General features: G+C 46.9%; 12 protein-coding genes. 5 read left to right on the plus strand and 7 right to left on the minus strand.

The window, feature by feature from the left end; genetic code table 11:
* Positions 1-2: 2 nt before the first annotated feature.
* From ACR0QN_RS04410 to ACR0QN_RS04435, 6 genes are all read right to left on the minus strand, one after another.
* Positions 3-887: a DUF445 domain-containing protein gene (locus ACR0QN_RS04410; protein ID WP_432649982.1), complete on the minus strand. Its 885-nt coding sequence runs from the start codon at positions 885-887 to the stop codon at positions 3-5.
* Between the two features lie 3 nt (positions 888-890).
* Positions 891-2,219: a citrate synthase gene (locus tag ACR0QN_RS04415; protein ID WP_432649983.1), complete on the minus strand. Its 1,329-nt coding sequence runs from the start codon at positions 2,217-2,219 to the stop codon at positions 891-893.
* Positions 2,203-2,697, minus strand: a complete 495-nt coding sequence (locus ACR0QN_RS04420) for a MarR family transcriptional regulator (protein WP_432649984.1) — start codon at positions 2,695-2,697, stop codon at positions 2,203-2,205. The genes ACR0QN_RS04415 and ACR0QN_RS04420 overlap by 17 nt, the downstream gene beginning before the upstream one ends.
* Positions 2,698-2,789: 92 nt before the next feature.
* Complete coding sequence (locus tag ACR0QN_RS04425) at positions 2,790-3,227, minus strand: MarR family winged helix-turn-helix transcriptional regulator (RefSeq protein ID WP_432649985.1); 438 nt, start codon at positions 3,225-3,227, stop codon at positions 2,790-2,792.
* A 376-nt stretch (positions 3,228-3,603) separates the two neighbouring features.
* Positions 3,604-4,365: a polysaccharide deacetylase family protein gene (locus ACR0QN_RS04430; protein ID WP_432649986.1), complete on the minus strand. Its 762-nt coding sequence runs from the start codon at positions 4,363-4,365 to the stop codon at positions 3,604-3,606.
* A gap of 267 nt (positions 4,366-4,632) precedes the next feature.
* Positions 4,633-4,863: an IreB family regulatory phosphoprotein gene (locus ACR0QN_RS04435; protein ID WP_432650023.1), complete on the minus strand. Its 231-nt coding sequence runs from the start codon at positions 4,861-4,863 to the stop codon at positions 4,633-4,635.
* A gap of 489 nt (positions 4,864-5,352) precedes the next feature.
* On the opposite strand from ACR0QN_RS04435, the gene ACR0QN_RS04440 reads away from it, so the two are divergent.
* The 5 genes from ACR0QN_RS04440 to lysS all read left to right on the plus strand — a co-directional run bounded on the left by ACR0QN_RS04440 (position 5,353) and on the right by lysS (position 12,474).
* Positions 5,353-6,720, plus strand: a complete 1,368-nt coding sequence (locus ACR0QN_RS04440; RefSeq protein WP_432649987.1) for a S1C family serine protease — start codon at positions 5,353-5,355, stop codon at positions 6,718-6,720.
* A 3-nt stretch (positions 6,721-6,723) separates the two neighbouring features.
* Positions 6,724-9,012 (plus strand): YceG family protein, encoded by a 2,289-nt coding sequence (locus ACR0QN_RS04445; protein ID WP_432649988.1) that lies wholly within the window; start codon positions 6,724-6,726, stop codon positions 9,010-9,012.
* Between the two features lies 1 nt (position 9,013).
* Positions 9,014-10,147, plus strand: a complete 1,134-nt coding sequence (locus tag ACR0QN_RS04450) for a hypothetical protein (RefSeq protein ID WP_432649989.1) — start codon at positions 9,014-9,016, stop codon at positions 10,145-10,147.
* A 117-nt stretch (positions 10,148-10,264) separates the two neighbouring features.
* On the plus strand, positions 10,265-10,741 hold the full coding sequence (greA, locus tag ACR0QN_RS04455) for a transcription elongation factor GreA (protein WP_432649990.1): 477 nt from the start codon (positions 10,265-10,267) through the stop codon (positions 10,739-10,741).
* A gap of 149 nt (positions 10,742-10,890) precedes the next feature.
* Complete coding sequence (gene lysS / locus ACR0QN_RS04460; protein WP_432649991.1) at positions 10,891-12,474, plus strand: lysine--tRNA ligase; 1,584 nt, start codon at positions 10,891-10,893, stop codon at positions 12,472-12,474.
* A gap of 117 nt (positions 12,475-12,591) precedes the next feature.
* On the opposite strand, the gene ACR0QN_RS04465 is transcribed toward lysS, so the two are convergent.
* Positions 12,592-14,361 carry a Na/Pi cotransporter family protein gene (locus ACR0QN_RS04465; protein WP_432649992.1) on the minus strand — a complete coding sequence of 590 codons (1,770 nt, stop codon included), beginning with the start codon at positions 14,359-14,361 and terminating at the stop codon, positions 12,592-12,594.
* Positions 14,362-14,586 lie beyond the last annotated feature (225 nt).

The following is a 14,586-nucleotide window of genomic DNA, read 5'->3' on the forward strand; positions in this document are numbered from 1 at the left end:
TATCAGAAGAATATATTCAGCAGTCCAAGCACAAAGCCTATCAGCGCTCCGAGATTAACAATAGTGTTCAGCTCTTTTTTCATAACGCTCATAACCAGCTCCTCAAGCTCATCTGCGGTCATAGCGTTTATCTTATCCTCGGCTATGCTGCCAAGATCGAGCCACTGCATAAGCTTTTCCGCACAGCCCGATACAGCCTTTTTATACAAAGCCATAACAGCCTTTTTAAGCTGACTTCTGTCAATGCTCAGCTCCTCTGCAATGCCCGCAAGCGAATTATTTCCCATATCGGACATTTTCCGGGAAACATAAGGCGCAATGAACTCCTCTCCGTGCTCTGCAATGTAAGCTTGTATATCGCTTCCCACAGGAGCAAGAACAGACGCAAGCAGCTCGTCCGTCAGGAGCATCTGAATCATCGGGTTGTTAAGCTTCTCCCTTATAATGCCGGGAGCCTTTTCCATAATAATGCCTGAAAGATCGACCTGAGCGACTGCTTCGGCTATGTACCTTCCGATAGTCTTTGAAATAATCTCTTTTTTGCCCTCTGTCTCCTCACCGGAAATATCGGGCAGCTCGGCAAGAAGGCTGTTTATGGGCAGCGAGAACTGTTCCACTATCGCATCGGCTATTTTCTCCGCCAGCTCATCGCTGAGGAGCTTGTCTTCAATATCCGCCTGTGTGATAAGATTATTGCCTATAGCATTTCCCACAGCTTTTGCCAGCCTTGACTTGCCTTTAGGTATAGCTCCGGGAGTAAAGGGCAGCCTGTGTCCCAGAAGCTTTATTTCCTTTTTAGGGTGAAACAGCATTTTCACCGCAATAAAATTGGTGCAGTAGCCAATCACCGCACCGATCACCGGTCCGGCAATGTATTTGATAAGCATAATTTATCCTTCCTTCTTCTTCATAACACTCATATATGCAGGTCTGATTATCTTATCGGTGCAAACGATCTCCTCAATTCGGTGAGCGCTCCAGCCCACAATTCTTGCAACTGCAAATATTGCAGTATAAAGCTCTTTCGGAATACCCAGCATATCATATACAAATCCGCTGTAAAAATCCACATTGGGGCAAACGCCGCTGCGGTTATGCTTTCTGTTCATAATGACCTGAGGAGCAAGCCGCTCGACCTGCTCATACAGACGGTATTCATCCGTCCTGCCCTTTTCGGCGGCAAGCTGCTTTACATAGCTTTTCAGCACCCGTTCTCTCGGGTCGGAAAGGGTGTACACAGCGTGTCCCATTCCGTAAATGAGGCCCTTTCTGTCAAAGGTGTCCTTGTCGAGTATCTTTTCAAAATAAGCGGTAAGCTCCTCATCGTCCTCAACATCCTTTATATGCCCGGAGATATCCGCCATCATATCCATTACCTTGATGTTTGCACCGCCGTGCTTGGGGCCTTTAAGCGAACACATTGCCGCCGCCATTGTGGAGTATGTGTCAGATCCCGACGAGGTCACCACTCTTGTGGTAAATGTGGAGTTGTTTCCGCCGCCGTGCTCCATATGCAGTATCAGAGCGGTATCAAGGACCTTGGCTTCGGTTTTGGTGTACTGCTTGTCGGGGCGCAGCATAGTCAGTATATTCTCTGCAGGGGACAGCGCAGTGTCGGGATAGTGGATATACATACTGTCAAGGTTCTGATAATAATTATATGCGTTGTATGCATACACAGCCAGGGTCGGGAACTCGCTTATAAGCTGAATGCACTGACGGATAATGTTCTGCAGGGAAGTATCCTTCAGCTCCTTGTCATATGAAGCCAGCGTCAGGATACTTCTCGTCATAGTATTCATTATGTCGTCGGTGGGCGCTTTCATAATAACGTCTCGTGTAAAGTTTGCGGGCAGAGGCATAAGCGTTCCCATTACAGAACGGAATTCCGAATATTTTTCATCATCGGGCATCTCACCGAAAAGCAGAAGATAGGCAATTTTATCATATCCCATCTCATATTCCCCAAGCCCGTTTATAAGGTCTTCCACACGATATCCACGATACCACAGCTCACCGTTACAGGGCTCTTTTGCGCCGTTTTTCACCTCGTAGGATTTTATAAGGGAAATATTTGTAAGACCCGTAAGCACGCCGTTTCCCTTTTCATCACGGAGTCCCTGGTTTATGTCATACTCATCATAAAGTCTGTGTTCGATAAAATCATTTTCACGGCAGGAGCGTTCAAGCTCGCTCATACATTCATTCAGCGGTTTCATAATTTTCCTCCATTTGTTCCATTTCGGTTCTGATCACCGACTCAAACTCTTTCATAAGCTGAAGCAGCTGTATCATTTTATCCCTGTCAAACTTTTCAAGCACCTTGGTATAAAAATCTTTCAGCTTGTTGTCGGTTTCTTCGTAAACCTTCATTCCGTGTTCGGTGATGGTCACATAAGTGCCGTCCCTTCCGTCGCCGTCGTGATCCCAGTTAATAAGGTTTTTGCTGTTCATTTCCCTTATGAGCTTTGATGTTTTCCTTATAGGCATATTCAGCTTTTCAGAGAGTTCGCTCAGGTAAATTTTACCTGAATATATGGGGTCGCTCTCAATATGCTCACACATATAATGAAGGACTATATATTCGGCAATACTTGCGTCTGCAAATAAAAACTTCGCATCGTCCTTAGCCATAATGTACCTTCTGTATGTAATTTCGTGAGCAAGTTCCTTCATCGGTTCTTTGTCTGTACTCATTATTTATCATTCCTTTCTTTAATTTAAAATCATACAGTTTGTTTTTAAACTATAAGCTTAAAAATAAAAGCATCATTTCAAATGCTTTATTTTCAAGTCATAAAGTGCTCGATATTTTTGCATATCTTGTAAGAGGTTTTTTTATATTCGGCAATTTCTTCCTCGGTCAGCCCGCAGAAAAGCTCATTTCTGATATTGTTCCATATGCTTTCAATGTCCGCAGCCACCTCTTTGCCTTTATCGGTCAGGCTGAAATGCAGGTAACGGCGGTCATTTTTATCCTGTACAGAAGTAATATAACCCTTTCCGGTCAGCCCGTACACCGTTGAGGAAATGTGACCCTTGTTTGCATTCAGGAACTCGGTGATATTGACAAGCGAGTCGGCGTCCTTGCATATTGACAGATAGTATATGACCTCAAATTCGGCACGCTTCATACCATAATGCTTTCTCAGCAAAGCAAATTTCGAGTCGGAATACTTTCTGAACTCACCGCCTTTGAGAACGACCTCTATCGGTCTCTGAACCATATTCTCACCTTGCTTTCGTTTAAATTAGTTTGTTTTAAAACTATTATATCACCGTCTCCAATACTTGTCAAGCATTCAGGTTATTTTTGATACAAATGTACAATAAAATAAACAGTTCTCTCTTGTGTATTTGTTCAAATAACAAAAAATGATTTTCAAAAAAATGAAAACAGAAAAGAATAAAGAATAAATAATAAAGCTCATAACCTCCGCCCCATAAAAAAACAGCCCCGATTAGCGTCGGGGCTGTAAGTTTATCCGAGCTGCAGCAGGGATAAACCGAAACAAAATAAAACAAGGAAGATAACGAGATGTTCTGCTGTCTGCATCAGCAAAACAGGATATATCAAAATCCCGCAAGGGATCTGATGTCAATTTAAACCTCTGGCAAACCGAACTCAAAGCCTGCCGCCCTTATGTTGTCGATAACACGGGGCAGGATATGGCAGTTTGTCTCGGAAACGCTGTGGAGAAGATAGATCGCACCGCTGTGAGCCGCCGAGGAAACTCTGTCAAGAGACTCATTCTCCTCAGGCTGATCGTCCACGTTCCAGTCGCAGTATGCAAAGCTCCACACCAGCGTGGTGTAGCCGCAGTCGTGGACTGCCGCCAGCGCCTTTTCCGAATATTCGCCGCAGGGAGGACGGAAATATTTCATTTCATATCCGTATTCCTGCTTGACATATTCGTGCAGGGACATTATCTCCTCTTTAATGCCCTCGTCCGAGAGCTTAGGGAGTGAAGCGTGTGCCATACCGTGATTTCCAATGATATGACCCTCGCTTATCATTCTTTTCACAAGCTCGGGATTGCGCTTGGCGTAGTCGCCCGTGAGGAAGAATACCGCTTTAACGTTCTTCTCCCGGAGTGTGTCAAGAATTGGCGCCGTAAAGCCGTTTTCATAGCCCTGATCAAAGGTGAGGACTATCTTATCCCCGTCTGTGACCGCATAAGCGCCGTATTTATAAAACTGCTCGTTGAACATAAGAGCGCCCACTGGGCAGTTTTCGTCGTTTACCTCTCTGCCCTGACCGTAGCCGCAAAGGGTATCGTCAAGAGCAAAGGACATTGAGCCGAAGCCCGATGAAAAAATCATTGCGAGACTCATCATCAGAGCCGCCGTTTTCTTACCCGTCAAAGGTACGCCTCCTTTTTTCAAAAGATATCTATATCATCGCAGAGCCGTTTCTGCGTATGATAATAGCATACCCTTTTCCGGGAGAGTTTACACGGTGCTGATTTTTCATCTCTATCAATATTATACCGTTTTTTTCGGAAAATACCACTACAAAACGGTTACAATATTATGTCAATACAACTTTTCAGCCGTTTTTCACAAGATTTTCACAAAAAAACAAAACGGTGCGTGTATTTTACATACCCCGCACCGAAGGCCTCAGCGCTGTCAAGCCCCGAGATAGGACTTTACGAGCACCTGAAGCAGCTCATCTCTGTCGATGTGACGGACGAGGCTTCGTGCGTTGTTGTATGTAGTTATATAAGTAGGATCCTCGGACAGGATATAGCCCACGATCTGATTTATGGGATTATAGCCCTTTTCCCTCAATGCGTCGTAAATGAGCGTAAGGTTCTTTTTAAGCTCGGCTTCCTTGTCCTCATAGACAGAAAATGTCATTGTCTGCTCATTGTTCACAGGCTTGCACCCCTTTCATCAAAACTAAACGGCAGATTTTATCCTATAAACTATTATAACCTATATTTTCTGAAAATACAAGTGTTTTTTTCATTTTTAATGAAAAAATAATCTTCCGGATTTTAGGTATTTTTTACCCTCACCTTATTACATCATATTCGGAAAAGTGTCAGGATATTACCCGAAAAGCGCAGTGTATGGCATTGAGGTTTATTTCACAATGGGTATATGTCATAATATCTGAAATGCCGATAAAAATATACCGTACGGAGCAGGAAAATTTTTATGGTCGTTTTTCACAAACAGCTCAGATGGGTATTGACATTTAAGAACTTTTGTGCTATAATAGTAATACTGTCTACCCGTTGATTTTTTTGAGGATATGTTGTATAATATAATTACAGTTAATATTTGATTTAACAGCTTTTGTCAAAATGGAGTTATGGGATAATGGAAATTCGGTTCAATCCAATGAAAATAACAGGAATTGAAGCCTTCGGCGATGTGAGAGGCAGAACAGCGGCAGGGGTAAGAAGCGTTTATTTTATTATGGGAACAGGCTGTTACCCCGGGCTTTCGGAGGGCATACAAAAACTCGACCGCAGGCTGTCTGCAGACGAGAGGTGCCTTTACCGCAGAGTGACCTCATTCCCCCTGCCCGGAGTCAAGGAGGCGGCGGAATACGGCGATAAATGGGACAGGCTGTGCAGAGGCGAAAAGGTGCTGTCTCAGGAGACGGAAACGGCGCTGAAAGAGGTATGCGCTATTTACCGCTCCGCTCGGAAAAATATAAATCCTTCCATAGAAAAAAATCTTGCGGCTATGCTTATGTTCCGTGCGGACAGGCTGCTTGAGGGGCTTGCCGCTTCGGGCGGGAAATGCCCAAAGCTTGTATGCTCTGGCAAGGCAGGCAGCAAGGAATATCTTTTCTGCCTTATGGCGGCGCTTATGGGGATAGACGTTTTGCTTCTGTGTCCCTCGGGTGAGCCGTCTCTCCCCGACGGTATGGTGCGGAGAGAGGAGCTTATAAAGCTTGGGGAAAACAAGGAATTTACTCTCCCCGAATATCAGCCCTCAAGAACGGAATGTGCAGGCTCGGGAGCGATCGCTATAGCTTCAAAGGTGGGGGCAAAGGCGGCAAGGGCTGCTGTTCCCGCAGTTTCGGGAAATCATATCCCTCTTACCGTTCCCTCATCGCCTGTGAGAACGCCTGCTGTCAGCACATCTGCCGCTCCCGTCGGAGAGAGGACTTCTCAGAGCGGTGAGATGTCCTTTGAGGAGCTTGCCACCCTTGCTTCATCGGTGGTTATGATAAATCTTCACAACAGCAGAGGAAAGGTCATCGGCTCCGGCTCGGGAATAATTATCGGCAGCGGAGGCTACATACTCACGAATTTTCACGTGGCAGGAGGCGCAAGGTCTTTTTCCGTTCAGCTGGAAAATGATGAGAACATTTACCGCACAAACGAGATAATCAAATATCACCCGAACCTTGATCTGGCAATTCTGCGAATTGACAGGCAGCTTACGCCTATGCGGTTCTACAGCGGCAGAGAGGAGCTGCGCAGAGGTCAGAAAGTGGTGGCTATCGGCAGTCCCTTAGGACTTTTCAACAGCGTTTCCGATGGCATTATTTCGGGCTTTCGTGAGATAAACGGCGTTGATATGATACAGTTTACCGCTCCTATTTCGGGAGGCAGCTCTGGAGGCGCTCTCCTTAATATGTTCGGAGAGGTCATAGGCATAAGCACCGCAGGCTTCAGCAAGGGTCAGAATCTTAATCTTGCGGTGGGATACAAGGACATTATTCCCTTTATCGGCAATCTTAGAGATCAATGATCAATGAAAGATGGTTTGTATATGAACATTTCCATACCCGCAGAGCTTCTGTCGGAACAGCCTTCCGCAGGAGGTCATTTTCTGAGGATAAATAAATACGGCCCCGACACCGAGGAGCTTCTTCTGCGCTTTTTTGCTTTGGCGGTAAGGCGTGGAGCGTTTCTTGAAAAGGGTATGGCAAATCCTACTGCCGGAGATATCGCTTATTTTGAAAGCTCCTGCGCTTCGGACTTCAGGCTTGACAGGGAATTCATAAAAGCGGCAGCGAGGAAGTGCTGCAATGCTTCGGAGGACGCTGTAAGGGCAATGGCAGACTGCTTTTTTGAGTGTCTGTCACGGCTTAAAAGCGAGGGCAAGAATGACAGCATTTTAAAGAACACATTTATAAAGTTTATGTGCTGGCTGAGACGTGATATTGCCCGTGCCCTTGCTCCCTCAAAGGAGAAATATCCCCCGAAGATACTGTGCAGGGGCGGCATTTCCCGTCACGAGATGATGATGCTGTCTGCGGCAGCAAAGGCAGGCTGTGATGTGCTCATTGCAGAATATGACGGTGCGGCTTATTTTGACAAGCTGCCCGAATGCGAAAAAACAGCGGCGCTTATTGATATGACGGGGGGAGTGGATTTTCCCTCGGGATTTACTCTCGGGGATATCAGGAAAAAGGCGGACAGCAGTCGGAGGACTGCGGCAGTAAGCGAAAGAACGGCTCCTTCGGCAGGCATTGCCGCTCCCGCAAGGAAAAACGGTGGCTTCTGCGTTAATGCGTGGATATCCGGCAATATTTATGCGGACATTCTTACAGAGCCTGCCGCAAGAGGTAACGAGCCGGACACCTATTACACCTGCTATGCAAGGATAAACGGTGCGGAGAACAAGACAACATATCTCAGCGACCTTTACAGCTTTTATATGAAGCTCCGTGAGACAAGAGACCCTTTGGTCATTGACAAGGCGATAGATCCGCCTTCAAACGAGGAGATAAACTCTATATCACGTGGAAATTACAGAACTCCCGCAGATATGACAGCCGCCCTTTCCCAGAACATCGTTCACTCCGACCCTAAGCTGCAGGGCATTATGCGGAACGCTTTCGGGGCGGTTATGGATATGTATTTTGCAGACGGTAACGATATAAGAAAGGGTATCTCAAAAGCCGTTTTCCTGCTGTGCTGGCTGAAAAGATATCAGAAGGAGCTTTTCGGCGGCGGCAGAAAGGGATTTCCCTGCCTTATCATTTTCGGAGGCTGCAGAAGCGCTTCGGAGGCTATGTTTGTAAAGATGATAGCCCGCTGTCCTGCGGACGTTCTCATACTAAGACCCGAACTTGGCGGAAAATGCGAGCTGTACGATGACCTGATGTATGAGCGGAATTTTACGGAGTCCCTGCCTGCGGAGAAATTTCCCAGAGAAGGCGGTGACGCTGCACTTGGTACGGTGGCGTATTATGCGGAGCGTGAGCTTGACAGTATGATGTACACCGACACGGGCATTTACCGCAGTCATCAGTATGCAAAGGCAAATGCGGTGGTTCTCAAAACAATGTATGAGGAAATTCCTATGCTGTGGGGCTCGGAACTGAAATTCCGTCCCAATTTCAGCGTTTCGGGCGACATTGTGAACATTCCCGTTATTATGGCGAAAATTTCGGGAGTCAAGAACAAGGACCTGCCAAGATACTGGAATGAGCTTCACGATATGGCAGCGGCATTTCCCGACAGCACACTCATTTTCAAGGGCGAACCTATCACAAATGAGGAAGGCTCCTGCGAATATGCGGTGGGCTTTATGAAAAACGGCAGGCTGAACAAATCGGCTGTGAAGGCACACAAGAATTATAATTACGGCTTTCTCAAGGAGGAAACTCAGGACTACATTCTGGATAAGCTGTCCGCATTTCTTGAGGCAAATGTCATAAAGGATCAGAAGTCGGGCGGGCTTGAGTACAGGATAATCCACATTGCCCTTAATATGAGCAGCGACATTCTGCGGCTCATTCAGAAATTTGATTTTACGGCGGTAAATCCCAAGGTCATTTATATCGCAACGGGTGAGAACGTCATATCACGGGCGGACAGCATCCTGCTTGCCTTTCTGAGCAAGCTGGGCTTTGATGTGGCATTTTACGTTCCTACGGGATATCAGAGTGCCGAGAAATATTACAACAACGGTGTCATCAACTGTCTGGAGGTGGGCGAGTATATGTTTGACTTGCAGATACCCGACCTGAGCAAGCGGACGGCTGACCCGAAAAAATCTATTTTCAGACGAATATTCGGAAAGGATAAATAAAATGAAAGCCAAGGACATTGCTTTATTATGCACCGCTGCGGCAGGGGCAGGTGCTGCGGCAGGCATTGCGGCGGCAAACAGCAAGCCGCCGAAGGAAAAGCCTGCAAAGGACGCTCCTGCCCCCAAGGCAAAGACAGTTTCCAAGAGCACCGAAAGACGCAGCGTTCCCGATACACAGCCCCTTAAAGCAGATATAAAGCCGCTGAGCTTCGGAACGGACAAGCCATTAAAGACGGTTTATTCCCACAGCGACAGGGGCATTGTGGCTGTTTTCGGCTCGGAGGGCAGGCACACGGTCTGCAGGGCTGGCTTTGAGGGAAATATTGCGGAAGTACGGTGCCCCGTTGGGATATCCGGGGCGGCTCTCGGCGAGGACTGCGTTATGTTCATCACCGAAAGAGGGGGAGTTTTTGTTTACAACGATCCCGAAAAAGAGCCTGTTTTATGTGCTCTCACCGCTCCCGAATATGCGGCTTATTTTGATGGAAGATTTTACGTATTTTCCGACTCGCTGCTGTACATCTGCACCCCTGAGGGTGAGATAGAAAAGACCGTAAGTCTCGGAGCGATGATCGAGATAACGGGCAGCGATATCTGCGACGCCGAGGACTCGGACAGCAGCTTTACGGCGGCGAGGGTAAGCGTCAAAAAGCTTCTGCCATTGGGGAGATCGGGTCTTTTTGCCGCCATTTCCGCCGAGGGCAATTCCTACATTATGCATAAGGACGAGGACGATTTTGTAAGCTTTGAAAAGACTTATGAAAATATCATTGACGTCTGTGTTTTCGGCAGCTTTGCTTATTATCTGTGCAGGCTTACGGGCGGATACGGCATAATTAAAACAGAGATAAAGCGGAAAAACTGCGAGACCGCAGGAAAATATCAGCTTTGCGGCGAGGACAGAAAGCCCGTTAAGATATTCTCCGTAAGCTGCGGCATAGGAGTTTTGTATGAGGACGGCGGGGTGAAATTCCTGCTCCCCGAGATATCCTCAGAACGTGCAAGGGAAAAGGCTCGCAGGGGTCTTTCGGCTTTAAACGGTGCTTTCGGAGAAATCGCTGCTGATGATGTTTTCTCCTTTGCGGAGGGGTGCGGATATGTTTCCGACGGGAATATCGGAATTGTAACGGTATGATTTTCGTGAAATCGGCACTTCATTTACCGAAAATCCCTTGACATAAAACAGGAATTGTTATATAATATAAACTTAGGTAATTATATCCGAAGTCACTTGAAAGGATGGTCATATATTATGGCAGTCAAGAAGATAAGAATGTCCGCAGAAGGATTTAAGGATCTGGAAAAACAGCTTGAATATCTCAAAAACGTCCGCAGAGCAGAGGTTGCTCAGAAGCTGAAGGAAGCACGTTCCTTCGGAGACCTTTCCGAGAACGCCGAGTACGATGAGGCTAAGAACGAGCAGGCTATCCTTGAGGCAGAGATCGTTGATATCGAGATGAAGATAAGCAACGCCGAGGTGGTAAGCGACGAGGACCTTTCCACAGACGAAATAGGCGTTGGTTCATTTGTTAAGCTCAAAGACCTTGAATTTGACGAGATACTTGAGCTTCAGATCGTAGGTTCCACCGAAGCTGACCCCGAGAACAACAAGATCTCCGAGGACGCTCCTATAGGCATTGCCGCTCTCAAGAAAAAAGTGGGCGACATTCTCGAGGTCGAGGCTCCTATGGGCGTTATAAAGATGGAAGTTCTTGAGATAAGCAAGTGAGCAGGTTCGACCTGCAGCGAGGTCGTGCTGTTAATTTGCAGGGATAATTGACTTTATCTCCACGCAGGCAGAAATAATGCAAAATTATGCTTTGTTTCTGATGATAAAAAATAATATGCACTAAAAATAATGCAAAGGAATGAAAAAAAATGGCAGATGAACAGCAGAGGGCTAACTCCTCCCCTGCGGAAGAGGCGGAGCAGACCGAAGAGGATATCCACATATTAAAGAAGGTCAGAATGGAAAAGCTTGAAAATCTCAAGGCTCAGGGCAAAAACCCCTTTGAGATAACCAAGTTTGACTACAATATCAAAAATTCCGAGATAAGAAAGCAGTATGCAGAGCTTGAGGAACGCCTTACCGCAGAAGCAAACGGCGACGAGGAGGCTCTGAAGGCTGCTCTTGAAAATAACAGGATAAACGTTAAGATCGCAGGCAGAATTATGACCTGGCGTAATATGGGCAAGGCAAACTTCATTGACGTCCGTGACAGCACCGACCGTATGCAGGTCTATGTGCGTATGAACGACATCGGCGAGGAAGCCTTCAAGGAGTTCAAGACCTGGGATATGGGCGATATCGTTGGCGTTGAGGGCTTTGTTTTCAAGACAAGGACCGGTGAAGTTACAGTTCACGCTCAGAAGATAACTCTGCTCACCAAATCCCTTCTGCCCCTCCCCGAGAAGTGGCACGGCTTAAAGGATCAGGACGCACGATATCGTCAGAGATACGTTGACCTTATCGTAAATCCCGATGTTGCCGACACATTCAGAAAGCGTTCACAGATCATTGCATCTATCAGGCGCTATCTTGACGCTCAGGGCTTTATCGAGGTGGAGACACCTATGCTTGTTGCAAATGCCGGCGGTGCCTCCGCACGTCCCTTTGAGACCCATTACAACGCTCTTAACGAGGACGTAAGGCTCAGAATTTCCCTTGAGCTTTATCTCAAGAGACTTATCGTAGGCGGTCTTGACAGAGTTTACGAGATAGGCAGAGTTTTCCGCAACGAAGGCGTTGACACAAAGCACAACCCCGAATTCACCCTTATGGAGCTTTATCAGGCATACACCGATTATCACGGTATGATGGACCTTGCGGAAAATCTTTACAGACATTGCGCACAAGAGGTCTGCGGCACCACAAAAATTATGTACGGCGATGTGGAGATAGATCTGGGCAAGCCCTTTGAGAGACTTACTATGGTTGACGCCGTTAAGAAATACTCGGGCGTTGACTTCAACGAGATACACACCATTGAAGAAGCAAGAGCTGCTGCCGACGCTCACCACATCGAGTATGAAAAGCGCCACAAGAAAGGCGATATCCTTAACCTGTTCTTTGACGAATTTGTTGAGGAGCATCTTATCCAGCCCACATTCATTATGGATCACCCCACAGACGTTTCTCCACTTACAAAGATGAAGCCCGAAAACCCCGAATACACCGAACGTTTCGAGCTTTTCATCACAGGCAGAGAAATGGCGAATGCATATTCCGAGCTGAATGACCCCGTAGATCAGCGCAGAAGATTTGAGGCTCAGGAAGAGATGAAGCGTCTGGGCGACGAGGAAGCAAACAGCATTGACGAGGATTTCCTCCGTGCTCTTGAGATTGGTATGCCCCCCACAGGCGGCATTGGCTTCGGTATCGACAGAATGGTTATGCTTCTTACAAACAGCAGCGCTATAAGAGATGTTCTGCTGTTCCCCACAATGAAGAGCCTTGACTGAGAAAAAATTTAAATATTAAAAGCTGCTTTTGACAGATCGATAGTCAAAAGCAGCTTTTTTCGTTCCTGTTGTTAAAAAAAATGCTTCCCCCAAAAACCGAGGAAGCATTTGCAGTAATTATTTTACAGATGTTTTTGGCAATGGATATTTGTAGGAAAATTCCTTGAAAAGCTCGGCAAACTGTTCGTTGTCCTCGCTCTTTACGGCGTTCAGATAACGGTGGTTCTCAAAATTATCGTCATTTATCTGAATGAGATTTACGGCAATGTTGGAGCAATGGTCGGAAATGCGCTCAAGATCGGTGAGAAGGTCGGTGAAGATAAATCCCTGCTCAATGGTGCAGGTCTTGGTCCTGAGCCTTTCCACGTGACGGGATTTCATTTCCGTGCGGAGATAGTCGACCACTTCTTCAAGAGGTTCTACCTTGTGGGCAAGGTCGATGTCCTTTGCCTCAAACGCCTGAACGGTGATGTCAAGTATCTCCTCGATAGCCCCGAACATAACGTTCAGCTCACGCTTTGCCATATCCGAGAAGCTTATTTCCTTGGTGTGTATCTCTTTTGCGGTGTCCAGAATGTTCACAGCGTGGTCGGAAATGCGTTCAAAATCGCCTATTGAATGAAGCAGACAGGAAACCGTGCGGCTGTCGTCCATTGTAAGGCTGCGCCCCGAGAGCTTAACGAGATATGTTCCCGTAATGTCCTCGTATTTGTCGATCATATCCTCATTTTCAAGTATCATCTGAGCCTTGTCCTCGTCAAAATTCTTGTACAGGTCAAGGGCAAGAGAAATGGTGGTCTTTGCAAGAGAAGCCATTCTGTTGGTAACGTTGCGGCACTGCTCAATAGCCACACCGGGAGTGTTCAGGAAACGGTCGTCGAGGAGCACGAGATTTTCCGCAGGCTCCTTCTTCTCGTCCCTGATGGTGAGATACGCAAGCTTTTCAAGCACGTGGGTAAAGGGCAGGAGAACAATGGTGGTGCCAATATTGAACACGGTATGGACGATGGCGATGGATACGCTGGTGACCTCCATATCCGCAAAGGCGAAGTGAATAAACGAGTCAAGTGTGTAGTAGCATACCAGCGCAAGGACCGTTCCGATAACGTTGAAATAAAGATGAACGGCAGCAACACGTTTAGCGCTTTTGTTAGCTCCTGCGGCAGAGATGATAGCGGTAACGCAGGTACCGATATTCTGACCGAGGATAATGGGGAGCGCCGCTCCGAATGTGATAAGGCCCGAATTTGAAAGGGTCTGCAGCATTCCCACCGAAGCCGCCGAGGACTGAATGACCGCCGTAACAACAGCGCCCACCAGCACGCCCAGAACGGGATTTTTGAAAAGGGTCATAAGGCTTGCGAACTTCTCCGACTCGCTGAGAGGTTCGACAGATTCGCCCATAGTGACCATTCCCCACATAAGCAGTCCGAAGCCGATAAGAATACCGCCGATATCCTTTTTCTTGCCGTCCTTGGAAGCCATTCGCATCACAACACCCACCAGGGCGAAAAGAGGAGCGAAATTCTTGGGCTTGCAGAACTGGATAAACAAGCTCTCGCCTTCAAGCCCCGTAAGGCTCAGTATCCAGGTGGTCACCGTGGTGCCGATATTAGCGCCCATAATAATTGAGATCGCCTGTGAAAGGCGCATAAGTCCCGAGTTTACAAATCCTACCAGCATAACTGTGGTCGCAGAGGAAGACTGGACCACCGCCGTTACGAGAATACCCAGCAGCAGACCCTTGAACCGGTTAGAGGTAAGCTTCTCAAAGATCTGTTCCAGCTTGCCGCCCGCCAGTTTTTCGAGCTTGTCGCTCATCAAATTCATACCGTAGAGGAACATTGCGAGACCGCCGAACAGGTGGATGACGTTGAAAATGGTCATACTTTTGCTCAATCCTTTCACATTGCCGCAAGGAAAACTCTTTCCTTCCGGCTTGTCGGGTATTCACCCGACCGTCGGGTTTTCTGCCCGACCGTTTCATTATACTATTTTTCACAATACAAGTTCATTTTATCATAAATAGATGAATTTCAAAATCATTTATTATGAAGAATACGTGAAATACTTTACACAAATCTTACTTTAACGGAAAATTTACAGCGCATT

Origin of the sequence: Huintestinicola sp. (assembly GCF_050874005.1) — a bacterium.
In the GTDB taxonomy this organism is placed as follows: domain Bacteria; phylum Bacillota; class Clostridia; order Oscillospirales; family Ruminococcaceae; genus Huintestinicola.

Excerpts from the sequence above, each read along its gene's own strand:
- greA (WP_432649990.1), top strand. The coding sequence starts at position 10,265 with ATGGCAGTCAAGAAGATAAGAATGTCCGCAGAAGGATTTAAGGATCTG.
- ACR0QN_RS04435 (WP_432650023.1), bottom strand. The coding sequence starts at position 4,863 with ATGACATTTTCTGTCTATGAGGACAAGGAAGCCGAGCTTAAAAAGAAC.
- ACR0QN_RS04415 (WP_432649983.1), bottom strand. The coding sequence starts at position 2,219 with ATGAAACCGCTGAATGAATGTATGAGCGAGCTTGAACGCTCCTGCCGT.
- ACR0QN_RS04425 (WP_432649985.1), bottom strand. The coding sequence starts at position 3,227 with ATGGTTCAGAGACCGATAGAGGTCGTTCTCAAAGGCGGTGAGTTCAGA.
- ACR0QN_RS04445 (WP_432649988.1), top strand. The coding sequence starts at position 6,724 with ATGAAAGATGGTTTGTATATGAACATTTCCATACCCGCAGAGCTTCTG.
- ACR0QN_RS04440 (WP_432649987.1), top strand. The coding sequence starts at position 5,353 with ATGAAAATAACAGGAATTGAAGCCTTCGGCGATGTGAGAGGCAGAACA.
- ACR0QN_RS04450 (WP_432649989.1), top strand. The coding sequence starts at position 9,014 with ATGAAAGCCAAGGACATTGCTTTATTATGCACCGCTGCGGCAGGGGCA.
- ACR0QN_RS04465 (WP_432649992.1), bottom strand. The coding sequence starts at position 14,361 with ATGACCATTTTCAACGTCATCCACCTGTTCGGCGGTCTCGCAATGTTC.
- ACR0QN_RS04420 (WP_432649984.1), bottom strand. The coding sequence starts at position 2,697 with ATGAGTACAGACAAAGAACCGATGAAGGAACTTGCTCACGAAATTACA.
- lysS (WP_432649991.1), top strand. The coding sequence starts at position 10,891 with ATGGCAGATGAACAGCAGAGGGCTAACTCCTCCCCTGCGGAAGAGGCG.
- ACR0QN_RS04410 (WP_432649982.1), bottom strand. The coding sequence starts at position 887 with ATGCTTATCAAATACATTGCCGGACCGGTGATCGGTGCGGTGATTGGC.